Source organism: Corynebacterium lactis RW2-5 (assembly GCF_001274895.1).
Lineage (GTDB): Bacteria > Actinomycetota > Actinomycetes > Mycobacteriales > Mycobacteriaceae > Corynebacterium > Corynebacterium lactis.
This window is the reverse complement of sequence record NZ_CP006841.1, coordinates 1370925-1393999: the sequence shown is the minus strand read 5'-3', so window position 1 is coordinate 1393999 and position 23075 is coordinate 1370925. Positions and strand designations below refer to the sequence as shown.

Here is a 23075-nt window from a genome sequence, read left to right as displayed (position 1 = left end):
GTTAACCGACCGAACCTTCCATCTGCAGTTCAATGAGGCGGTTGAGCTCGAGTGCGTATTCCATCGGGAGTTCCTTAGCGATGGGTTCGACGAAGCCGCGTACGACCATCGCCATGGCGTCGTCCTCTTCAATACCGCGGCTCATCAGGTAGAAGAGCTGATCGTCGGAGACCTTGGAAACGGTTGCCTCGTGGCCCAGCGTGACGTCGTCTTCGCGGACATCCACGTACGGGTAGGTATCAGAGCGGGAGTTGTTGTCGACGAGGAGAGCGTCACACTCGACGTTGGAATGAGAGTGCTTGGCTCCCTTGTTGACCTGGACCAGGCCGCGGTAGGCCGCGCGGCCGCCGTTGCGGGCCACGGACTTGGAGACGATGTTGGAGCTGGTGTGCGGCGCCATGTGAACCATCTTCGCTCCGGTGTCCTGGAATTGGCCCTCGCCGGCCATTGCCACGGAGAGAACCTCGCCCTTAGCGTGCGGGCCGGTCATCCACACTGCCGGGTATTTCATGGTGACCTTGGAACCGATGTTGCCGTCGACCCACTCCATGGTCGCACCCTCTTCGCATTTCGTGCGCTTGGTGACCAAGTTGTAGACGTTGTTAGACCAGTTTTGAATTGTGGTATAGCGACAGCGACCGCCCTTTTTCACGATGATCTCAACGACCGCGGAGTGCAGCGAGTCGGACTTGTAAATCGGAGCGGTACAGCCCTCGACGTAGTGAACGTAGGCGTCCTCGTCGACGATGATGAGGGTGCGCTCGAACTGTCCCATGTTTTCCGTGTTGATACGGAAGTACGCCTGCAGAGGGATGTCCACGTGGACCCCCTTGGGGACGTAAATGAACGAGCCGCCGGACCAGACGGCGGTGTTGAGCGCCGAGAACTTGTTGTCACCGGATGGGATGACGGTACCGAAGTACTCCTTGAACAGCTCCGGATGCTCCTTCAGGGCGGTGTCGGTGTCGAGAAAGATGACACCCTGAGACTCTAGGTCCTCGCGAATCTGGTGGTAAACAACCTCGGACTCATACTGTGCTGCGACACCCGCGACCAGACGCTGCTTCTCGGCCTCGGGGATGCCCAGCTTGTCGTAGGTGTTCTTGATGTCCTCCGGAAGGTCCTCCCAGGTCTGGGCCTGCTGCTCGGTGGAGCGGACGAAGTATTTAATATTGTCGAAATCGATCCCGGAAAGATCCGCGCCCCAGGTCGGCAGCGGCTTACGGTCGAAGATCTCAAGGGCCTTCAGACGTCGCTGAAGCATCCACTCCGGCTCGTTCTTCTTTGCGGAGATATCGCGGACGACGGCTTCGGACAGGCCACGGGTGGCGGCTGCACCCGCAGCGTCCGAGTCGTGCCAGCCGAACTGGTAGGCACCGATGGACTCGATAATTTCTTCGTCGGTCTGCGGAGTGGCGGCCTTCGTGGATTCAGCCACGTCGGTGGAGTTCTCATGGGCGAGGGTCATTGTCCGCTCCTTTCTTGTGGCGCTTTGATTACAGGGGTCAATGGGATGTTTGTGGTGCAGATTCCGTTGCCGTCGGCGATCGTCGCTAACGGTTGGGTGTGCTGTCCCAATAATTTACTCACGGCCTCATGCTCTGCTGCACATAGCTCCGGGAAGTCGGAGGCGACGTGACTAATGGGGCAATGATGCTGGCAAATCTGCACCCCGCCAGTGTTTTCGTTAATAGTCGCCGCATATCCGGCCCGCCGGAAGGCCTGGACAACCGCACGGACCACATCCTGGGTTTCGGCGGCATCCCCGACCGGGGTGATCCCGTGGAGGATGTCGTCGATGCGCTGCTTGGCGAAGGCAGTCACTGCCTTTTCGCCGCCCGCTTCTCGAAGCGCTGTGAGAGCCGCCGTTGCCAGGTGGTCATAGGCGTGGCCGAATCGGGCTCGACCTCGGTCGGTGAGCCGATAGGACTTCGCCGGCCGCCCCCTACCACGTGGGCCGGTTGAAGGGGCGGGAGCGGTTTCTGCAAGGCCTTCGTCGACGAGAATGTCGATGTGCCGGCGGACACCTGCTGCTGAAAGGCCCAGCGTTTCGGCGATCAGCGTTGCCGATGCTGGATTGTGTTCCAAGAGCAGCTGAAGAATGCGCTGGCGAGTATCACCGTCATTTGCTGCTAGCCGAGGCTCAGACATGAGGGTGAGTCACCTCCTGCGACTGGACTGCTGGAATTAACGAGAGTGTCTAGTTGGACAGCGACGGAAAACTTCCCATCGGAGAATCGCTGTTTTAGACAACATAATTGTGTCGTAATTGGCCCTTAATGTCCAACGAATTTAAGTATCAATGCAACGATGCTGATTAGAACGCCCTCTCGGCGTGTCGAAACGGTACTATCTGACGATGTGAATCAGTCCCGCCCATCTTCCCTGCGCGCCTTCCTGTCCGAAGGCGTGTTCTGGGCGCGCGATGCTCTCCCGAGAGTAGGCCTGGCTGGTTCCAGATCGGCCTCGCTGCATCGAGGCACCGAGCAGCCGCTGCGTCATCGCGCCAACTATCGTGAGCTGCGTAGGTTTACGTGGCTGCGTTGGCTCGGCACGGTCGGCTCAATTTTTATTCTCATTGCCGGTATCGGCTCCGGGGCTACCCCCGTCGTCGGTAACGCTTTCTGGGAGACTCCGCTCGGGTCATTCCTTGGGCGCATGTTGGTGGCGTCGACGATTGTCACTTTTGTTGGCATAGGAATGCTGGTGACTGCCTGGCTGGGGGTAGGCGCTTTCGTGTTCGCGGGTGCCCGCTCGAGAGTCACCACGGTCAATACCCCAATGCTGATGCGGGCGTTTGCCGCGTGGGTTTTGCCCATAGTCTTCACTGCTCCCCTGTTCACCCAGGACATTTACTCCTACCTAGCCCAGGCAGCAATCGTAGAACGGGGCCTGGACCCCTACTCCGCAGGGCCTGTCGACTTGCTGGGCCCGAACGATCCTCTGGCGCGCTCGGTTCCGCTTATCTGGTCGCACTCGCCCAGCCCCTATGGGCCTACTGCCCTGTCCTTCGCCTGGGTAATCGCGAAGCTCACAGGTGATGGGGTTATTGCGTCGGTTTTCCTGCACCGGTTCGTCGCAATAGCCTCGCTTTTTGTAGTCGCATGGGCGCTGGTGCATTTGGGCAGGCGCTGTGGGGTAAGTCCTCAGTTCACCCTGTGGCTCGGCATCCTCAACCCGCTGGTGCTGCTGCATCTGGTCGGTGGGATTCACAACGAGGCACTTCTTCTTGCCCTGCTGCTCAGCGGAATGGAGCTGTGCCTGCGAGCCATTCATGGCCCCGCGCAGGCCGCTAAACCGGACAGTCTTCCGGAGTCCGGTCGTCTGCACTCCTCTTCCAATTCGCTTGCCGACGGATCTTCCGTCACCCCGCGACGCGCCTGGGCTTTCTACATTGCGGGTATTGTTCTGATTTCGCTGGCCGGAATGGTGAAGGTGACGGGATTTGTTGCGCTCGGTTTCGCTGGTATGTGGTTGGCCCGCAAGTTCGGTTCGTCCTGGGTGGCCGTCGTCAAGTCTGCGGTAGTCACTGCGACAGTAGCGGCCACAACAGCGGTGGTGGTGTCGGTCGGCACTGGCCTCGGGTTTGGTTGGATTACCGCCCAGGGCGGCGCAGCAACGGTTCGCAGTTGGATGTCGTTGACTACGCTCCTCGGCATCGTTTCGGGTTTCTTCGGGCGCCTCTTGGGGCTGGGGGATATTTCCGATTCGGCGTTGGTATTCACCAGAGGCATCGGCGTCGTTTTGGTCGGCCTGTGGATGTTACGCATGCTCCTGGCGACCTTCCGGGGCCGTATTCATCCGCTTGGCGGATACGGTCTGTCTATGTTCGCCCTGGTCATTTTGTTCCCCGTAGTTCATCCGTGGTACCTGCTGTGGGCGATTGTTCCGCTGTCCGCGTGGGCGAACAGGGGGCAGTTCCGTACCGCGGTAGTCGTATACTCCGCTATTTTCAGCTTCGTGATTCTCCCCCGCGGGCTCGGACTGCCTCCGGCGACGGTTGCACAGATTTATCTGGTGGCGCTGCTGTTTTTCGTGGCGGTTATGTTTGTCATCGTCGCGTATTCAACGCGCTCGAAGGTTTTTAGACTTCACTAAAACTCTAAGGTTAGACTCTCCTATCGTGATTAAAGCTGCAGATTCTCCGGCGCTCCTGCTGCGCAGCGTCAGCAAGAGCTACGGCGACGTAAAGGCCGTCTCCGATCTTTCACTCTCCCTCGAACGCGGGCGCGTTCTAGCGCTATTGGGGCCAAATGGCGCTGGCAAAACCACGACCGTGGAAATGTGCGAGGGGTTTATCAAGCCCGATGGCGGTGAAATTCGGATCCTCGGGCTCGACCCGGTTACTCAGACCACCGAGCTGCGCAGCCGAATCGGAATTATGCTCCAGGGAGGCGGTGCCTACCCCGGTGTCCGAGTGGGCGAAATGCTAAACCTGGTCGCGAGTTACTCCGCGAATCCGCTCGACGTTGATTGGCTTTTGGAGGTGGTGGGACTCCAGCGCCACCGCAAGACTAACTATCGCCGACTCTCCGGCGGGCAACAGCAGCGCCTTTCGCTCGCCTGCGCCCTTGTCGGTCGGCCTGAACTAATCTTCCTCGACGAGCCCACCGCAGGGCTCGACGCGCAGTCCCGGCTCGCCGTCTGGGATCTCGTGTCTTCGCTGCGCCGTGACGGTGTCACAGTAGTTCTGACCACTCACCTGATGGACGAGGCCGAATCACTAGCGGACGATGTTGCAATCATCGACCGAGGCCGGGTCGTGGCAGCCGGCCCCACCGAGGAAATAACGTCGGCAAGCGGGCCAATAAGCCAAAGTGATGCTCGCGGGATGAAGATTTCGGTGCGCGGAGAAATACCTGTGCAATTGATCAACCGTCGCTTCGAGCAGGCGGAGATGGATCTGCGTATAGCTCCGCACTCGGGTGGCGTCTACGAGCTGAGCGGGAAGCAGACGCCTCGCGGCATTGCACTTTTCGCCGATGCCTGCGCTGAAGCCGACGTTCTAATTACGTCAATGGCGCAGGACTCCAGGTCGCTGGAGGACGTGTTCTTGGACGTTACGGGCAGGGAGATGAGGAATTAGATGGCAACGACGGCAAGTTCTTCGCAAGCGCGCGAGTCGAGATTTCCGGTCGGCACCTTCGCGCCGGCGCCCCAGCGGGCCGAGACGACGAAACTGATTTTCTCGCAGGCGCGACTGGAAACCGCACTTTTCTGGCGGCACGGCGAGCAGATGCTGCTGACTATCATCATCCCCTTGGCGATGCTGATTGGATTTACGCTCATTCCGATCCTGCCGGATCCCAACCCTCTAGATCGCGTCTTCCCCATGGTTTTGGCGATCTCAGTCATGTCGGCAGGCTTTACAGGTCAGGCAATCGCGGTGGGGTTTGATCGCCGCTACGGGGCGCTAAAGAGAATTGGTGCCTCCGCCGTTCCTCCATGGGGCATCATCGCTGGCAAGGTCGTGGCGGTGTGCTTCACTGTAACGCTCCAGTATCTCCTGTTCAGCGCAGTGGGGCTGGCACTTGGCGCTCAGCTCTCATTCGGCGGGTGGGTTTTCGCCTACTTCGGGATGCTGCTCGGCACCTTCGTTTTTACCTCCCTGGGGCTGCTGATGGGCGGTACCTTGAGCGCTGAGATGATTCTGGGGTTGGCGAATCTGGTTTGGTTCGTATTCGTCGGCACCGCCACACTTGCTGGTGTGGGCCCCGAGACAGGTAGTCTCGGTGGATTCTTCCTCTCCCTGCTCCCCTCCGTCGCGCTTGCCGATGTCATCGCCAGCGCCCTTTCTGTAACCGTGGCGTGGTCCGCCGTTGTGGTGCTCCTCGGGTGGGGCATCATTGCGGCGTTTTTGGCGACTCGCTGGTTCCAATTCGATATGAAGAGTGACTAATCCCACTGCCTCATGCCATCAAGCAGGATTAGTGGCAAGCCCTATTTACATTCTTAAAGGGTAGAATTTTCCTTTGTGAACAATGTGGATCGAACTCTACCCCTATCGTTTTTGCCGGTGTCGCCAATTGGACGACAAAAGGTCTACGCCCTGTCCGTCCTCATTGCGCAGGCCGCTATCGCGGTCACCGGCTCCGTTGTCCGAGTAACCGGTTCCGGCCTGGGTTGCGCCTCGTGGCCGCAGTGCCACCCCGGCAGCTTCGTCCCGGTCCCCGGTGAAGCTGAAATGCTGCACCAGGTGATTGAGTTCGGCAATCGTCTGCTGACTTTCGTGCTGGTCGCCCTAACCCTGGCCCTCTACCTGTCAGTAGTTCGTGCCGGGCGTCGTCAGGAGATTAAGACCCTCGCCTTGCTCAATGGGCTGGGTGTCATCGTCCAGGCTGTCATCGGCGGCATCTCGGTGTGGGTCGATTTGAAGTGGTACGCCGTAGCGCTGCACTTCCTGCCCTCGATGGTGTTGGTATGGCTCGCGGGAATGCTGTTCGTCAAGGTCGCTGAGCCGGATGACGGCACTCCGACCCGCATGTACCCTCGCTACCTCAGGTTGCTCTCTGGCGCGACGGGTCTCGCGCTGACGATGACGCTTATCACTGGAACGATGGTCACGGGCGCTGGCCCGCATGCGGGCGATGCCACAGTCACAGCTACTGACCGCCTGCAGCTGCCGATTGTTGATCTAGCGCACATTCACGCGGGCTCCCTGTACCTCTATCTCGGTCTCGTAGTTGGACTTCTCTTCGGTTTGCTTGCGACCGAAGCGTTCTCGTCGGTACGCAACGTTGTCGTGCCGTTGATCGTTTTCATTCTGCTTCAGGCCTGCGTCGGCATGGTTCAGTACTGGTCCGGCGTGCCAGAGTCGCTCGTTCCGGTTCACGTAGCCGGCTCTGGCATTTGCACGGCGCTAACGGCAATCCTCTTCCAGCTCGGTTACCGCTACGTCGGCGGCTCTGCGACGGTTACGGGCTCGCTTGCGGGCGACGCTGAGATAGCATCCAAGGCCAATGCTCAGCAGCCTGTTGCAGCCAAGGCCTAGGGGCCGGGCTGATACCGACGCAGTCCCCTAGTGGCGATTGTCGTCAGCCGGGGCGTAGCACTTCCCTTGAAGGCTGCGTCCCATTTTTGTATCCAAGTCCGTAAGTGCGCAGGGGTGATTTGGGCCGTGGAGTACTGGCCAGCAATCCGCCCGCCCCGGCGTTGGGGTTCGAGCAAGGTTTCCTGCTCTCCCAATCAGGCGGCGTAGTAAAGCATGAAACAACCCCGGAACAGCAGGTGAACCGGAGGCTGGGAGGAAAGCGCGATAGCCTGAGGCTCCTAGCCTGAACTATGGGCCTCAAAGCGGCTTTAAGACAGCATGCTCGAGACTGTCTGCAGGCCGAGGATCGCATCAGCTGACAGTGCCACGCACACAATCGAAAGGTAATTGTTCGACATGAAGAATAACTTCATTGGCTTAATCTTGCCGCCTGCCTTTACGTGGCGGTGGAGATCGATTGCGCCCCAGAGGAACCAGATACCAGAGGCGACTGCGCCGACGAGGTAAATCCAGCCCGCAAACGGCACCAGCGCGAGGGTCGTGAGAACAGTTGCAACTGTGTACCAGATGATGCGATTGGTTACGACGATGGCGGGCTTAATCACCGGCATCATGGGCACGCCAGCCGCCTTGTAGTCCTCCTTGTAGCGAAGACCGAGAGCCCAGGTGTGCGGAGGCGTCCAGAAGAAAATGAGCATGAACAGGATAACTGCCTGCCACCAGTGAGCGAGCCCGGTAATCTCGGGGTTGTTTCCGGTTATCACTGCCCAGCCGACAACGACTGGCATGCAGCCCGCGGCACCGCCCCAGATTACGTTCTGATCAGTGCGTCGCTTAAGCCAAAGCGTATAGACGAAGATGTAAAACGCGATAGTGATGAGGACGAAAACTGCGGCGAGAAGCGAATTGCACAGCAGCCACAGCCACAAAAACGAGACGACCATCAAAACGGTTGCAAAAGTCGCGGCCGCAGGTTTAGTTACCTTGTGTCGCGCCAGTGGACGGCGACGAGTGCGGCGCATCTTCTGGTCGATGTCGTAGTCGATGACCATGTTGTAGGTGTGAGCCGATGCGGCACCTAGCCAACCGCCGATGAGCGTCAGAAGGATTAGTCCCACATGAACGTTGCCACGATCAGCCTGAAGCATCGCGGGAATTGCCGCAACGAGCAAGAGTTCAATGACTCTAGGCTTCGTCAGTGCAATGTACGCCTTTACTGTTTCCAGCAAAACAATGTCCCTTTCACGTGACAAGAACAAACCCCCGGACAGCTAGCAATCGGATGAGTGCCGCAAATAGTTCCCGGCAATTCATTTCGACTTTTTCTCAGGGGTCGGCAATAATTTTACCGTTCATCATAACGGCACCTATACCCCACACCGTGTATTGGGCTTCCGGGGTGCCGACCCTTCCGGGGCTGACACGCGAATGAGTCCGGAATCGCAATCGTCCGCATACGGCGACGAAACCTCGTTAGTATGGAAGAGATCTTTAATTCTCCAATTGAGAAAACAGGAGTCATACACGTGACACTTTCGACTGAGCACCAAGCACGCGTTGCGCGCAACTACCCTTCCGATTGGTCGGACCTGGACACCAAGGCAGTTGATACTGCTCGCGTTCTCGCCGCCGACGCCGTCGAAAAAGCCGGTTCCGGTCACCCCGGTACTGCGATGAGCCTGGCTCCCCTCGCCTACACGTTGTACCAGCGCGTGATGCGCCACGATCCGAAGGACACCAAGTGGATCGGGCGCGACCGCTTCATTCTTTCCTGCGGTCACTCCTCTCTGACCCAGTACATCCAGCTCTACCTCGGCGGCTTCGGCCTCGAGCTAGACGACCTGAAGGCTCTGCGTACCTGGGGTGCCCTGACCCCGGGGCACCCTGAGTACGGCCACACCGACGGTGTCGAGATCACCACCGGCCCGCTTGGCCAGGGCCTGGCCTCCGCAGTGGGATTCGCCATGGCTTCCCGACGGGAGCGCGGCCTGTTCGACCCGGAGGCCCCGGCCGGTGAGTCCCCCTTCGATCACTACGTCTACGTAATCGCCTCCGACGGCGATATTGAGGAAGGCGTGACTGCTGAGGCATCCTCGCTGGCCGGTACCCAGCAGCTCGGCAATCTCATCGTCTTCTGGGATGACAACGGCATCTCCATCGAGGACGACACCACCATCGCTTTCACCGAGAATGTGGCTGACCGCTACCGCTCTTACGGCTGGCAGGTCATCGAGGTTGAAAGCGGCGAGGACGTCGCCGCACTCGAGGCGGCAGTCGAGGAGGCAAAGAAGGACACCGAGCGACCGACCTTCATTCGAGTTCGCACCGTCATCGCCTACCCGTCCCCGACGAAGATGGGCACCGGCGCTTCGCACGGTTCCGCACTCGGAGCAGACGAAATCGTCGGCATCAAGGAAGCCCTCGGCTTCGCGGCGGACAAGCACTTCGACGTGGATGAGGAGGTCGTAAAGCACACCCGTGAGCTCCTCGCCCGCGGTGAGCAGGCCCACGCGCAGTGGCAGCAGAAGTTCGACGAGTGGGCCAAGGCCAACCCGGAGCGGAAAACCCTGCTGGACCGTCTGACTGCTGGCGAGCTGCCCGAGGGCTTCGATGCGGAGCTGCCGACCTGGGAGCCGGACGCGAAGGGTGTTGCAACTCGTAAGGCCTCTGAGGCTGCGCTGCAGGTCCTCGGCAAGGCTCTCCCCGAACTGTGGGGCGGTTCGGCCGACCTGGCCGGCTCGAACAACACTGTCCTGAAGGGTGAGGCATCCTTCGGCCCGAAGTCAATCACCACCGGTACCTGGAGCACCGACCCGTACGGTCGTAACCTGCACTTCGGGATTCGCGAGCACGCTATGGGCTCGATTCTCAACGGCATCATGCTCCACGGTGGCACCCGTCCGTACGGCGGAACCTTCCTAATCTTCTCCGATTACATGCGCCCGGCAGTTCGCCTGGCGGCGCTGATGGGCCTGTCCCCGATTTACGTCTGGACTCACGACTCCATTGGTCTCGGCGAGGACGGCCCGACCCACCAGCCCGTCGAACAGCTCGCCTCGCTGCGCGCCATTCCGGAGATGTCGACCCTGCGCCCGGCCGACGCGAATGAGACCGCAGCAGCATGGGCCGCAGCCCTGGCAGCGGACAAGGGCCCGAAGGCACTTGCTCTTACTCGGCAGAACATCCCAGTTCTGGAGGGCACGAAGGAAAAGGCCTCCGAAGGCGTTCGTCGAGGTGCCTACGTGCTTTCCGACGGCGAGAAGGAAACCCCGGACGTTATCCTGATGGGTACCGGCTCCGAGGTTCACCTGGCGGTCGAGGCTGCCGAGAAGCTGCGCGGTGAAGGTGTCAGCGCGCGAGTCGTCTCCGTGCCCTGCCTCGACTGGTTCGAGCAGCAGGATGAGGCATACCGCGAGTCTGTTCTGCCGAAGTCGGTCCGCGCCCGCGTCTCCGTCGAGGCCGGCGTTGCGATGCCGTGGTACCGCCACATTGGCGATGCTGGCCGCGCTGTCTCTCTCGAGCACTTCGGTGCTTCGGCTCCCTACCAGGAGCTGTTCGCGAAGTTCGGCATCACTGCCGATGCGGTAGTGGCTGCTGCGAAGGAATCGATCGAAGCTGCTAAGTAGTAGCAGGAAGGCGGTAAAACGCAATGGCTAACTCTACGATGGCAAAACTCGCCGAAGTCGGAACCTCCGCATGGCTCGACGACCTGTCGCGCCAGCGACTGTCCTCCGGCGACCTGAAAAACCTCATCGAGGACCTCCACGTCGTCGGTGTTACGACGAACCCGGCGATTTTCTCCTCCGCCATGACATCGGGCGAGGACTACGACCCGCAGCTGGCGGAGCTTACGGCCGCCGGCGCGTCTCCGGCAGAGGCTGTCTTCTCGATGGCCATCGACGATGTCCGCGACGCGTGCGAAGTTTTCGCTTCTGTTTACGAGGACTCCGAAGGTCTCGATGGACGTGTGTCCATCGAGGTAGACCCTCGTTACGCAGACGACTACGAGGCGACCATCGCGCAGGCTCGTGAACTGTGGCAGCGAGTCGGCAAGTCCAACGCAATGATCAAGATCCCCGCGACCGACGCTTCTCTGCCGGCCGTATCCGATGCACTAGCAGAGGGAATCTCGGTAAACGTCACCCTGATCTTCTCGGTCGAGCGCTACCAGCAGGTCATCGAGGCCTTCATGGACGGCATCGATCGTGCTAAGGACAACGGCCTCGACCTCGAGAACATTCACTCGGTAGCTTCGCTGTTTGTGTCCCGAGTCGACACCGAGGTCGACAAGCGCCTGGAGGCGATCGGCTCGGACGACGCGCTGGCGCTTCGCGGCAAGGCCGGTCTTGCTAATGCACGCGCAGCTTACGCGAAATTCGAGGAAGCTTTTGCCTCTCAGAATATTCGCTGGGCCCAGCTAGAGAACAAGGGTGCCAACCCGCAGCGTCTCCTCTGGGCGTCGACGGGTGTGAAGAACCCTGAGTACCCGGCGACGATGTACGTGACTGAGCTGGCGGCCCCGCTCACCGTCAACACGATGCCCGAGAAGACCCTCCGCGCTGCGGCGGCCTTCGAGGGGGAGGTTGTTGACGCGGTCTCCGGCCAGGGCGCGAATGCGCAGGATACCCTCGAGGCTCTCGAGGTGGTCGGTATCGACATCGCCGACGTCATCGATGTCCTCGAGCGCGAAGGTGTTGAAAAGTTTGTCGATTCCTGGAACAGTCTGCTGAGCTCTATCGAGGAGCGCATGCAGCAGTTGAAGAGCCAGTAGCGCAATTTTTCTGCGAAGTTAAGCCCGGCGGGAGTAGAAATACCCGGCCGGGCTTTACTCGTATGAGAATATGTACACCGTGAGCAAATTCGCTAAAGACCAACACCAGAATTTCTCCGGAGCCGAGGACGGCTCTGAAGAGGTTTACGTCAACCCGCTCCGGGATACCCACGACAAGCGACTGCCCCGCATCGCTGGCCCCGGCGGTATGGTGATTTTCGGTGTCACCGGTGACCTTGCCAGGAAGAAGCTCCTTCCCGCAATCTATGATCTTGCTAACCGCGGCTTGCTTCCAGCTTCGTTTGCGCTGGTCGGTTATGGCCGCCGCGAATGGAGCAAGCAGGAATTTGAGGACTACGTGCGAAAGTCCGTTGAAAGCGGCGCACGAACGGACTTCCGGGAGAGCGTCTGGAACCGCCTGGCCGAAGGCATCCACTTCGTTACCGGTACCTTCGTCGACGATGAGGCATTCGACCGTCTTGCGGCGAAACTCGAGGAGCTCGACCATTCCCGCGGAACCGCCAGCAACTGGGCCTACTACCTGTCCATTCCGCCGGATAGCTTCCCGGATGTGTGCCACCAGCTCGACCGTGCGGGGCTGGCTCAGGCGGGCGAGGATAACTGGCGCCGAGTTATTATCGAGAAGCCCTTCGGACATGACCTGGTCTCGGCTAAGGAGCTGAACCGCATTGTCAACTCTGTATTCCCGGAAAAGTCGGTCTTCCGCATCGACCACTACCTGGGCAAGGAGACGGTTCAAAACATTCTGGCGATGCGGTTTGCCAATCAGCTCTTCGACCCGCTGTGGAATTCCCACTACGTTGACCACGTCCAAATCACCATGGCTGAGGACATCGGTCTGGGCGGTCGCGCGGGCTACTACGATGGCATCGGTGCTGCCCGTGACGTGATTCAGAACCACTTGCTCCAGCTGCTAGCACTCGTCGCCATGGAGGAGCCGGTCGCTTTCACCCCCGAGGAGCTGCAGGCAGAGAAAATCAAGGTGCTCCGCGCCTGCGAACCGGTCCGCCCGCTGTCAAAGTCGACGGCCCGTGGCCAGTACGCAGCAGGTTGGCAAGGTAGCAACTACGTCCCGGGCCTGCGTGAGGAAGAAGGCTTCGATCCGGAGTCCACGACCGAGACCTACGCGGCCTGTACGCTGCAAATTAACTCGCGTCGTTGGGCGGGAGTACCGTTTTATCTGCGCACCGGTAAGCGTCTTGGAAGGCGCGTCACCGAGATTGCGCTCGTTTTCAAGTCGGCACCGCACCTGCCGTTCGCCGAAACGATGACGACTGCCCTAGGCCAGAATGCGATGGTCATTCGAGTGCAGCCTGACGAGGGCGTGCTGATGCGCTTCGGTTCCAAGGTGCCAGGTTCGGCCATGGAAGTCCGCGACGTGAACATGGATTTCTCCTACTCGGAGGTCTTTACCGAGCAGTCCCCAGAGGCCTACGAGCGCCTGATTCTGGATGCGCTTCTCGACGAAGCAAGCCTGTTCCCCACCAATGAGGAGGTCGAGTTGTCGTGGAAGATTCTCGACCCGGTTATCGACTATTGGGCTAAGCGCGGGCTGCCGGAGGAATACGCAGCGGGTACGTGGGGTCCGGCCTCGGCCGACCAGATGCTAGAACGCGACGGGCGCGCGTGGCGTCGTCCTTAACAGTGCAAACGCAAGCATCGAACTAGGAAAGAGCATTTTATGATCATCAACTTGCCGGATACCGATACCGGTAGCATCGCCCGTCAACTGGTTAAGCTGCGCGAGCAAGGCGGCATTGTCACTACCGGCCGAGTTCTTACGCTCATCGTCCTGGCGAAAAGCGATGACGACCTTGAATCCATCATCGATACCGTTAACTCAGTGTCCCGTGAGCACCCCTCTCGCGTCCTGGTGCTGGTTTCAGGCGATCCGAGGCTGGACAATCGCCTAGACGCTGAGCTCCGCCTCGGTGGTGATGCAGGTGCCGCGGAGATCGTCGTGATGCATATGGCCGGCGAAGTGGGCCAGCATCCAAGTTCCGTGGTCACGCCGCTTTTGTTGCCCGATACCCCGGTCGTTGCTTGGTGGCCGTCGGAGGCCCCACAGGTGCCCGCGGCAACTGCGATTGGCCGTATCGCTCAGCGCAGGATTACCGACTCCCTTTTTGATCCGCACGAAAACGCCGTCTATCTGCGTCGTACCGGATACACGCCGGGCGACTCGGATTTGTGCTGGTCTCGGATTACTTCATGGCGTGGCGTTCTGGCGTCGGCCTTCGATCTTTCGCCGCACGTGCCAGTCACTGAGGTCACTGTCTCAGGCCCGTCTGAGTCTCCTTCGGTCGAGGTCGCCGCAGGCTGGCTTGCTGATCGTCTGGGCGTACCCGTGCGCAGGACTTCAACTGGCGAGGAAAAGATTCCACTCGACGCGAAGGGCCGCCCAAAGCCTCCGGTGACCTCAGTAGTCTTCGAACGTTCCGATTCAGCTTGCCTGCGTGTGGACATCGAGAGCGCAACTACTGCTGTTGTGACCAATGGTGATCTTCCTCCATTCAAGGTTGCTCTGGCGCGTCCATCGCGCTCTGAGTGCCTCGCCGAAGAACTTCGCCACCTCGACCCCGATGTTGCGTATGGGCGTGCGCTGCGCGGCCTTAGCCGCATTCGGACCATCGGGGTCAATGAGGCCCCCGGCGCGGCATTCGGTTTCGAGGCAGAGCCGGGGGTGTCGGCAAAGTGAGTGCGAACCCTTCCACGAACGCGAACTTTCCCGTTTTTGAACAGCAGCGCGGACTCGCCGATGTAGTCGAGGCCGCTCGCGCCCGTTTCGTCACTGTTGTCGAGCAATTACAGTCCAATGCCGGTGATTCTACGGTCAATGCGGACGGCTATGTCCGAATCGTCCTGACTGGCGGCGGCGCAGGAACTGCGCTGTTGTCGGCGCTGGCTGAGAACTCGGGGGCGATCGATTGGTCCCGCGTCTTAGTTTTCTTCGGCGATGAGCGCTTTGTACGGCGCGACAGCGAAGACCGTAACGCTCTTGCCGCGCGTACCCGGTTGCTCGACCCGATGGCCGTCCCAGAGGAAAACATCTTCGAGTTCGCGGCCGCAGGCGAAGGTCTTACTGCCGCCGATGCCGCGGCCGAGTACGCTCGTGTCCTTGAACTGTACGCCCCGCACGGATTCGATCTCCACCTTCTTGGGATGGGTGGCGAGGGGCACATCAACTCGATTTTCCCGCACAGTCCGGCTCTCGCGGAGCAGGAACTGTCCGTGGTCGATGTCCATGATTGCCCTAAGCCACCGCCGACTCGCATTACGCTAACCGTGCCCGCTATTGAAAGCGCTTCTCGAGTGTGGCTTCTCGTCACCGGTGCAGAGAAGGCTGAGGCTGTTGGCGCGATTAACCGTGCCGCCGATCCGACCCAGTGGCCCGCGGCGGGCGTCCGGGGACGTAGCGAGACTATTGTTTTCGTAGATGATTCTGCAGCGACTGAGCTGCATACTTAAACAGCTGTAGGATTCTAGATACGCACAAACCCGGCCTCCTGAGATAAGGGAGACCGGGTTTATTTTGTCTGTTAAGACCATTCTACCAGCCGAAAGTCTTGAACAGCAGAAGAAGAACGATACACAGCAACCAGATAATCACCGTCACGATGGTTACGCGGTCGAGGTTCTTCTCCACAACCGTGGAACCCGACAGGTTCGACTGCATACCGCCACCGAAGAGGCTGGAAAGACCGCCGCCCTTACCCTTGTGGAGCAGGATAAACAGCGCCATCAGAATCGATGTGATGACCAGGACAATCTGAATGGCGAGGTACACGTTGAACTTCCTTTTCGAATACTGCTTGAATTCTCTGCCCTAGCCGGCGGGCGACAGAGACAACAACCTAGCCTATCTTACCGCGTGCCCATCGCGCGCATTACACCCATCACGCGTGGCGAAGTTGCCAGGTCGCCTCGACTCACCTGACATTCGCAGCCGGTTGCCCATGCTTTCCGACGGCTGCGACCACGGTTTTAACCGGAGTTGCGAAGCGCGGTGGCAAGACCGTTCATCGTCAACTGAATACCGCGGCGAACCTTGTCGCGGTTATCTCCGGCGCGGAACCTGCGGAGCATCTCCAGCTGGATGACGTTCAGCGGCATAAGGTACGGGAATCGCATGTCGACGGAACGCCGCAGCAACGGGTTGTCGTCGAGAAGCGAGTCGTACCCGGTGACCTTCAGGAACATCTCGCGGGTCAACTCGAATTCGTCGCGAATGACCGAATGAATTCGTTCGCCATCTTCCTTGTCTTGGCAGAGCTGGGCGTAAGCGCGTGCGAGGTTCATATCGGCCTTTGACATGACCTGCGCCATGTTGGAGAGAACCGAGTTGAAGAAGGGCCAGTCCTCATTTAGCTGGCGCAACTCCGCAAGGCGAGACCCGTCTGGGTCTTCACCAATCCACTGCTGCAGCGCACTACCGACGCCGAACCAACCCGGAACCATCGAGCGCTGCTGCGACCAGGAAAGCACCCATGGGATGGCCCGGAGATCAGAGATTGTCTTTGTCTGCTTTCGCGAGGTCGGGCGCGAACCTATGTTTAGGCTGCCGATTTCATCGACCGGGGTGGATGACTTGAAGAAATCGATGAACCCCGGGTCCTCGTGCATAAGCGACGCGTATGCTTCACGGGACAACTCCGAAATCTCCGCCATAATCTGATTCGCGCGAGCCGGGTCGTCGAGACCCTCGACATCCAAGAGCGTAGACTCGATTGTCGCAGATACCAGGGCCGCTAGGTTTCGGCGGGCCGAGGCCGGGTGACCGTATTTGGCCGAGATTATTTCGCCCTGTTCCGTGATGCGCACCGAGCCCTGGACTGCGCCGGAGGGCTGAGCCAGAATTGCATCGTAGGAGGGGCCTCCACCACGGCCCACTGTTCCTCCCCTGCCGTGGAAGAGCCGGAGACGGATGTCAGCGTCCTTGGCTGCAGCCACAATGGCAAGTTCAGCGTCATAAAGCGCCCAGTTGGCAGCGAAGTAGCCACCGTCCTTGTTTGAGTCCGAGTAACCGAGCATGACCTCTTGGAGATCACCACGCGAGGCCACGTAGGAGCGGTAGGCCGGAATAGCCCAGGCATCCTTGAGTACCAGCGCGCCGGCTTGCAGATCCTCGATGGTCTCGAAGAGCGGAATAACGTCAATCGAGCCCTCGGGACGGCCGTCCTGCGGGTGAATGAGCCCGACCTCCTTGAGGAGAATCATGGGCTCGAGGAGATCGGATACGGACGTGCACATGGAGATAATGCAGTGAGGAACTGCCTGGAATCCATACTTGCGCACGGACTCGGCCGCCGCCCGCATGATTCCGAGCTCACGTGTGGTCGGCTCTGAAAGGTCCGCGCGAGCCGGAACCAACGGCCGAGACGACTGCAGCTCGGCCGTCAGCAGGGCGACTTTGGCGTCCTCCCCCAGAGCCGCGTAGTTTGCGGTAACCCCAGCCGCTGCGAAGAGCTCCGTCAAGATTTCTTCGTGGCTGTCCGAATTCTGGCGAATGTCGACGGAATAGAGGTGGAATCCGAATACCTCGACCGCCGCGATCAAGTCCCTTAGCCGGTGATCAGCGATTAAATCGTCGTGGCTGGCGCGCAGCGAGGTGTCGACCACCGAGAGGTCACTTAGCAAATCCTCGGCGCAGGAGTACGGCTCGAATCCGGACCAGTCGCCCTCGACGACGGAGTGCCCGAACAGTGAGATGGCGGTGGCCGCTACTCGACCGCGAATACCGTGGATTGCGCGGCGGTAAGGCTCGTCAGCACGGTTTGGAACGTCGTTTTGTCCTCTACTTGCCAGCGAAACCAGATCGACGGTGACCTTCGTGAGGCGGTCGCTGAGACTTAGTTCTCGTTCCAAAATATGCAGTTCAGAAAGGTAGTGGCGCAGGATGGTGCCGGCGGCTCGGTCAGAGGCGTACCGCAGCGTCTCCTCGGTCACGTACGGATTGCCGTCGTGGTCTCCACCGATCCATGACCCCATCCGAATCGTCGGTTTCGCCGGCACCTTCTCCCCGCCGAGCTCACGCACGTGCTTTACGACGTCGCGGTTAAGGCGTGGAACCGCCTCCAGCAGCGATAGCTGGTAGTAGCGGAGTCCTACCTCAACCTCGTCGCGGATGTCGGGACGATTCATGCGAATCAAAGCAGTCTGCCACAGCGTGAGAATGCGACGGCGAATGTCGGCATCAATTTCCGCTAATTTGTCTGCAGTGCGCGCGTTGACAGGCAGCGCGATAATTTCATGGCGGCGGCGCATTGCCTTAGTGATGTGCTTTTGAACATCGAAAACGGTCCGCCGACGCGTCTCAGTCGGGTGTGCGGTCAGTACCGGCACTACCTCGATGTTGTCCATCAGCTCGCACAACCTATTTGAAGGAACATGGGCATCGCGAAGCTTCTGCCAAGTTGCCTCTAGAGTCGAATCTGCCGGAGGCTCACCAGCATCAAGGCGTGCTTCAATGCCGAGTTCTTCGTGAAGGTCTTCTGCCAGATTCGCGAGCAGAGCAAAATGGGTAAAGGCCCGGATTACGGGGTTTGCCTCCTCCGGGTCGATATCTCGGAAGAGACTGGTTAGTTCTTCGACCTCCGCCGTACCGCGGTGCAACTGGAAGGCAGCACGCCGTGCGTTTTCGACGAGGTTGAAGACATCATCGCCTTCCTGCTCTCGTATGACTTGGCCGAGGATTCGGCCCAGATGCCGAATATCTTCCCAGAGAAGGTCCTTCTCGGCGGGCGTGCTGTGGCTTGCTTTTGATTCGTTCAAAAGAACTGTCCTCCCTGAATGTTGTTGCAAAAGGAAAACCCCGATTGGCAAACACGATGAATACCAACCGAGGTTTACAATACGCCCTAAACTGGAATGCTTCAGAATGGGCGCTGAGCCATCCGGCGTTTAGACGGATGCATCAGCAGCGAGAGCGCACAGCTTCGCAAAAGCCTCACCGTCGAGCGAAGCGCCGCCCACGAGGCCGCCATCGACGTCCTCCTGGCCAACAATCTCAGCAACGTTTTCCGGCTTGACCGAGCCACCGTAGAGAATCCGCATGTCCTTGGCAACATTGTCGTTGGAAATCTCCGCAACAGTCTTGCGAATCGCCGCGCAGACTTCCTGTGCGTCGGCAGCGGAGGCGACCTTGCCGGTACCGATAGCCCAAACGGGTTCGTATGCGATGACCGTCTTAGCCAGTTCAGCATCAGTCAGGTTCTCCAGGGAACCCTTGACCTGCGCGACAACGTGCTCGACGTGCTTGCCGGCTTCACGAACCTCGAGTGGCTCTCCGACACAGACGATCGGCTTGATGTCTTCCTTCAGGGCGGCCTTCGCCTTCTTGGCTACCAACTCGTCAGTCTCACCGTGCATATCACGGCGCTCGGAGTGACCGACGACAACCCATGTGCAGCCCAGCTTCGCCAGCATAGCCGCGGAAATTTCACCCGTGAAGGCTCCGGACTCCTCCGTGGAAACATCCTGTGCGCCGTAAGTAACGGCAAGCTTATCGCCCTCAACCAGGGTCTGGACCGAACGCAAATCGGTGAACGGTGGGATAACCGCGACATCGACCTTGTCGTAGTACTCCTTCGGCAGAGCGAAGGCCAGCTTCTGCACGACGCCGATAGCCTCCAGATGATTCAGGTTCATCTTCCAGTTACCTGCGATGAAAGGTGTACGTGCCATAGTTATGGTTTCACTTTCTAGTAGAGAAATGTGCAAAAAGATCGGTGGGAAGATCAGGCTCAACTAGGCCGAGACTGATCTACCACGCTTTAACCTTCGAGGACGTCGACACCCGGAAGGGTCTTACCCTCCAGGAACTCCAGCGACGCACCGCCACCGGTGGAAATGTGGCTGAAGCCCTCTTCATCGAGGCCTAGGGTACGGACAGCAGCCGCAGAGTCACCGCCGCCAACGACGGAGAAGCAACCGCCGGCTGTGGAATCGATAATTGCCTGGGCGACGAAGCGGGTGCCGTTGGCGAAAGCCTCCATCTCGAAGACACCCATCGGGCCGTTCCAGAAGACGGTCTTGGCCTCGCCGAGGACCTTAGCGAACGCCTTCGCAGAGGCCGGTCCGACATCCAGGCCCATCCAGCCCTCGGGAATCTCGTTGACTTCGACGACCTTGTGCTCAGCATCTGCAGCGAACTTGTCCGCGACTACGACATCGGTAGGCAGAACAATCTTGTCACCGTAGCGTTCCAGCAGATCTTTGCAGGTATCGATCATTTCCTCCTGCAGCAGGGAGCCACCGACAGAGTAGCCCTGTGCTGCGAGGAAGGTGAAGCACATGCCGCCGCCGATAACCAGAGAATCAACCTTCGGCGCCAAGGCCTCAATGACGCCTAGCTTGTCGGAGACCTTGGAGCCGCCAAGCACGACCGCGTACGGCTTCTCAGGAGCTTCCGCGACCTTACGCAGAACCTCGAGCTCATTCTGAACCAGAGAGCCGGCGTAATGCGGCAGCTTCTTCGCAACATCGTAAACGGAGGCCTGCGCGCGGTGAACGACGCCGAAGCCGTCGGATACGAATGCGCCGTCCGGTACTAGTGCAGCGAGCTCAGCTGCAAACTCGGCGCGCTCGGCCTCGTCCTTGGAGGTTTCGCGCGGGTCGAAGCGGACGTTTTCCAGCAGCAGGACGTCGCCTTCGGTCAAACCGTTGGCACGCTCGTGGGCATCTTCGCCGGAGACATCTCCTGCCAGCGCGACGTACTGGTCTAGGCGCTCAGAAAGAGCCTCTGCGACCGGAGCAAGGGAGAAGTCGGGGTTGACCTGCCCCTTAGGACGACCCAGGTGGGCCATGACAACGACCTTGGCACCGGCCTCGACCAGGGCGGACAGGGTCGGCAGCGAGGCGTCAATGCGACCCGGGTCTGTGATAGCACCATCCTTAAGTGGGACGTTGAAATCAGAACGAACGAGTACGTAACGGCCCTCGATGCCTTCCGCGATGAGGTCCTTAACAGTCTTGACGGACATCTGTGAAATTCCTTCGGCTAAATAGATGGAAAACGGACCGGGGTGGGTGCCCCTCAGGCACAGCCACCCCGGCCCGTTCGGGGTCTGGGATTAACCAGTTATGAAGTTAGAGGCGCTCGCCAACGTAGACGGTGAGATCGACGAGGCGGTTGGAGTAACCCCACTCGTTGTCGTACCAGGAAACAACCTTGACCTGGTTGCCGATAACCTTGGTCAGCGGTGCGTCGAAGATGGAGGAACGTGGGTCGCCTTCGATATCCTTGGACACAATCGGGTCCTCGTTATAACCCAGAACGCCCTTGAGCTCACCCTCCGCTGCTTCCTTAATAGCGGCGTTAACAGCCTCTACGGAAACCTCGTTCTTAGCCTCGAAGGTGAGGTCGGTGACGGAGCCGGTCGGGGTCGGAACGCGGAGTGCGTAGCCGTCGAGCAGGCCCTTGAGCTGCGGGAGAACAAGGGAGACTGCCTTTGCAGCGCCGGTGGAGGTCGGAACGATGTTCAGTGCAGCGGCGCGGGCGCGGCGCAGGTCCTTGTGCGGAGCGTCGTGCAGACGCTGATCACCGGTGTATGCGTGGACGGTGGTCATGAGACCACGAGCGATGCCGAACTTCTCGTCCAGAACCTTTGCCATCGGAGCCAGGCAGTTGGTGGTGCAAGATGCGTTCGAGATGATGTTGTGCTTAGCCGGGTCGTAGTCGGTGTGGTTGACGCCGACAACGAAAGTAGCGTCCTCGTTCTTGGCCGGAGCAGAGATGATGACCTTCTTGGCACCTGCGTCGATATGAGCCTTGGCTGCGTTGGCATCGGTGAAGAAGCCGGTGGACTCGATCACGATGTCAACGTTGTTGTCACCCCACGGCAGGTTCTTCGGGTCACGCTCAGCGAAAGCCAGGATGCGCTTGCCGTTGACGGTGAGGGACTCATCGTCGTAGGTGACCTCTGCGTCGAGGCGGCCCATGATGGAGTCGTACTTGAGCAGGTGAGCCAGGGTCTTGTTGTCAGTGAGGTCGTTTACGGCAACGACGTCCAGGTCTGCACCCGAGGCCAGCAGAGAGCGGAAGAAGTTGCGGCCGATACGGCCAAAACCGTTAATACCTACACGAACCGTCACGATAATCTCCTTAATGGATTGGCGAAAGAATGCCACTGTCAGCGCACAGGTAGCGCCCTAACAGGTTCACTAGAGAGTGTACGTGTGGTTTTCCAATCGCGCAGGCACCAATTTTCAAAAATACTCGGGCAGAGACGGGCACATTAACCAAATATAGCCCTTTACAAGGGCGAATGTAGCTATTCTTCTTCGTCAGATGCGTCAAAAAGATCGTCTGTCACAGCCGCCGTAGTAGGCGGAATGCCGATTTCCTTTGCTCTCCGGTCGGCCATGGAGAGTAGCCGGCGGATTCGGCCGGCTACCGCATCCTTCGTCATCGGTGGATTCGCGAGCTGTCCTAGCTCCTCCAGTGAGGCCTGCTTGTGTTCCACGCGGAGCTGGCCCGCCGATACTAGATGATCCGGAACATCGTCGCCAAGAATTTCCAAAGCTCGGCTGACTCGCGCCGCCGCAATGACTGCGGCCCGCGCGGAACGACGCAGGTTGGCATCGTCGAAGTTGGCAAGCCGGTTAGCAGTCGCCCGGACCTCGCGGCGCATCCGCTGTTCTTCCCACTCGAGACGGGTTGTCTGCGCTCCCATTCGGGTCAGCAGGGCTCCTATCGCGTCTCCCTCTCGAATCAGGACGCGGTCTCCGCCCCTAGACTTATTCTCCTTGCTCTTGGCCGCAATCCCGAGCCGACGAGCACAACCCACTAGCGCTAGGGCGGCTTCTGGGCACGGTGCGGTTACCTCCAAAGAAGAGGACCTACCTGGTTCGGTCAAAGAACCGTGTGCCAGGAATGCGCCACGCCAGGCCGCTTCCTGATCGACTGTGTGTCCCATAATCAGCTTGCGTGGCAGCCCGCGCACAGGTCGCCCAGCCGAGTCCACCAGGCCAGTTTGCCTAACGACGAGTTCCGCCCCATCGGTCACGCGAACTATGTAGCGGGACGACTTGCGGAGGCCGCCGGGCGAAAGCACGTTGAGCGAGGCCTGCACATCGTATAGCGACGACAGCATCTGGCGCAGGCGACGGGCTACAGCACCCGAGTCGAGCTCCGCTTCAAGGACAATTTGCCCCGCTATGAGATGCAATCCGCCCGAAAACCGGAAAATGGTCGCAATCTCTGCAGCCTGCGCACTTTCCTGGGCAACATTAACGCGAGCTAACTCGTCTTTGACTTTGGCCGTCAATGCCACGGTTGGTCACCCTTAATCT

18 protein-coding genes are annotated in these 23075 nt (G+C 59.6%); 9 read left to right on the top strand and 9 right to left on the bottom strand.

The window, feature by feature from the left end; all coding sequences use genetic code 11:
• Nucleotide 1: 1 nt before the first annotated feature.
• Both sufB and CLAC_RS06130 read right to left on the bottom strand, forming a co-directional pair.
• A complete protein-coding gene (gene sufB, locus CLAC_RS06135; RefSeq protein ID WP_053412151.1) occupies nt 2-1468 on the bottom strand; it encodes a Fe-S cluster assembly protein SufB in 1467 nt (488 codons plus the stop codon).
• Nucleotides 1465-2151 (bottom strand): helix-turn-helix transcriptional regulator, encoded by a 687-nt coding sequence (locus CLAC_RS06130; protein WP_053412150.1) that lies wholly within the window; start codon nt 2149-2151, stop codon nt 1465-1467. Before CLAC_RS06130 ends, sufB begins: the two co-directional genes overlap by 4 nt.
• Before the next feature lie 159 nt (nt 2152-2310).
• Between CLAC_RS06130 and mptB the strand changes: the two genes are divergently transcribed.
• From mptB to CLAC_RS06110, 4 genes are all read left to right on the top strand, one after another.
• Complete coding sequence (gene mptB / locus CLAC_RS06125) at nt 2311-4098, top strand: polyprenol phosphomannose-dependent alpha 1,6 mannosyltransferase MptB (RefSeq protein ID WP_053412149.1); 1788 nt, start codon at nt 2311-2313, stop codon at nt 4096-4098.
• A 25-nt stretch (nt 4099-4123) separates the two neighbouring features.
• The gene (locus CLAC_RS06120; RefSeq protein WP_053412148.1) at nt 4124-5086 is read left to right on the top strand and encodes an ABC transporter ATP-binding protein; all 963 of its coding nucleotides are present in this window, start codon (nt 4124-4126) and stop codon (nt 5084-5086) included.
• The gene (locus tag CLAC_RS06115; protein ID WP_053412147.1) at nt 5087-5899 is read left to right on the top strand and encodes an ABC-2 transporter permease; all 813 of its coding nucleotides are present in this window, start codon (nt 5087-5089) and stop codon (nt 5897-5899) included.
• A gap of 75 nt (nt 5900-5974) precedes the next feature.
• Nucleotides 5975-6991 carry a COX15/CtaA family protein gene (locus CLAC_RS06110; RefSeq protein ID WP_053412146.1) on the top strand — a complete coding sequence of 339 codons (1017 nt, stop codon included), beginning with the start codon at nt 5975-5977 and terminating at the stop codon, nt 6989-6991.
• 308 nt (nt 6992-7299) lie between these two features.
• Here CLAC_RS06110 and CLAC_RS06105 read toward each other — a convergent pair whose 3' ends face one another.
• Nucleotides 7300-8217: a heme o synthase gene (locus CLAC_RS06105; protein WP_211255395.1), complete on the bottom strand. Its 918-nt coding sequence runs from the start codon at nt 8215-8217 to the stop codon at nt 7300-7302.
• 300 nt (nt 8218-8517) lie between these two features.
• On the opposite strand from CLAC_RS06105, the gene tkt reads away from it, so the two are divergent.
• The 5 genes from tkt to pgl all read left to right on the top strand — a co-directional run bounded on the left by tkt (nt 8518) and on the right by pgl (nt 15251).
• On the top strand, nt 8518-10617 hold the full coding sequence (tkt, locus tag CLAC_RS06100; RefSeq protein WP_053412145.1) for a transketolase: 2100 nt from the start codon (nt 8518-8520) through the stop codon (nt 10615-10617).
• 23 nt (nt 10618-10640) lie between these two features.
• Nucleotides 10641-11762 (top strand): transaldolase, encoded by a 1122-nt coding sequence (gene tal / locus CLAC_RS06095; protein WP_053412144.1) that lies wholly within the window; start codon nt 10641-10643, stop codon nt 11760-11762.
• Nucleotides 11763-11943: 181 nt separating this feature from the next.
• Nucleotides 11944-13425 carry a glucose-6-phosphate dehydrogenase gene (gene zwf / locus CLAC_RS06090; RefSeq protein WP_156324876.1) on the top strand — a complete coding sequence of 494 codons (1482 nt, stop codon included), beginning with the start codon at nt 11944-11946 and terminating at the stop codon, nt 13423-13425.
• A 39-nt stretch (nt 13426-13464) separates the two neighbouring features.
• On the top strand, nt 13465-14481 hold the full coding sequence (locus CLAC_RS06085; protein WP_053412142.1) for a glucose-6-phosphate dehydrogenase assembly protein OpcA: 1017 nt from the start codon (nt 13465-13467) through the stop codon (nt 14479-14481).
• Complete coding sequence (gene pgl / locus CLAC_RS06080) at nt 14478-15251, top strand: 6-phosphogluconolactonase (RefSeq protein ID WP_053412141.1); 774 nt, start codon at nt 14478-14480, stop codon at nt 15249-15251. Before CLAC_RS06085 ends, pgl begins: the two co-directional genes overlap by 4 nt.
• A gap of 82 nt (nt 15252-15333) precedes the next feature.
• Here the strand turns inward: pgl and secG are convergent, their stop codons facing one another.
• From secG to whiA, 6 genes are all read right to left on the bottom strand, one after another.
• Nucleotides 15334-15570 carry a preprotein translocase subunit SecG gene (gene secG, locus CLAC_RS06075; protein WP_053412140.1) on the bottom strand — a complete coding sequence of 79 codons (237 nt, stop codon included), beginning with the start codon at nt 15568-15570 and terminating at the stop codon, nt 15334-15336.
• A gap of 197 nt (nt 15571-15767) precedes the next feature.
• Nucleotides 15768-18554: a phosphoenolpyruvate carboxylase gene (ppc, locus tag CLAC_RS06070; protein ID WP_053412139.1), complete on the bottom strand. Its 2787-nt coding sequence runs from the start codon at nt 18552-18554 to the stop codon at nt 15768-15770.
• Nucleotides 18555-18683: 129 nt separating this feature from the next.
• Nucleotides 18684-19466, bottom strand: a complete 783-nt coding sequence (gene tpiA / locus CLAC_RS06065) for a triose-phosphate isomerase (protein ID WP_053412138.1) — start codon at nt 19464-19466, stop codon at nt 18684-18686.
• Between the two features lie 89 nt (nt 19467-19555).
• Entirely contained in the window at nt 19556-20764 is a 1209-nt protein-coding gene (locus CLAC_RS06060) for a phosphoglycerate kinase (RefSeq protein ID WP_053412137.1), read from the bottom strand.
• Nucleotides 20765-20870: 106 nt separating this feature from the next.
• A complete protein-coding gene (gap, locus tag CLAC_RS06055; protein ID WP_053413306.1) occupies nt 20871-21875 on the bottom strand; it encodes a type I glyceraldehyde-3-phosphate dehydrogenase in 1005 nt (334 codons plus the stop codon).
• A gap of 179 nt (nt 21876-22054) precedes the next feature.
• Complete coding sequence (whiA, locus tag CLAC_RS06050; RefSeq protein WP_053412136.1) at nt 22055-23056, bottom strand: DNA-binding protein WhiA; 1002 nt, start codon at nt 23054-23056, stop codon at nt 22055-22057.
• Between the last annotated feature and the right edge of the window lie 19 nt (nt 23057-23075).

Bases quoted from the DNA above. Each gene is read 5' to 3' on its own strand.
- sufB (WP_053412151.1), bottom strand. From the start codon at position 1,468: ATGACCCTCGCCCATGAGAACTCCACCGACGTGGCTGAATCCACGAAG.
- CLAC_RS06130 (WP_053412150.1), bottom strand. From the start codon at position 2,151: ATGTCTGAGCCTCGGCTAGCAGCAAATGACGGTGATACTCGCCAGCGC.
- mptB (WP_053412149.1), top strand. From the start codon at position 2,311: ATGCTGATTAGAACGCCCTCTCGGCGTGTCGAAACGGTACTATCTGAC.
- CLAC_RS06115 (WP_053412147.1), top strand. From the start codon at position 5,087: ATGGCAACGACGGCAAGTTCTTCGCAAGCGCGCGAGTCGAGATTTCCG.
- tal (WP_053412144.1), top strand. From the start codon at position 10,641: ATGGCTAACTCTACGATGGCAAAACTCGCCGAAGTCGGAACCTCCGCA.
- CLAC_RS06085 (WP_053412142.1), top strand. From the start codon at position 13,465: ATGATCATCAACTTGCCGGATACCGATACCGGTAGCATCGCCCGTCAA.
- tpiA (WP_053412138.1), bottom strand. From the start codon at position 19,466: ATGGCACGTACACCTTTCATCGCAGGTAACTGGAAGATGAACCTGAAT.
- CLAC_RS06060 (WP_053412137.1), bottom strand. From the start codon at position 20,764: ATGTCCGTCAAGACTGTTAAGGACCTCATCGCGGAAGGCATCGAGGGC.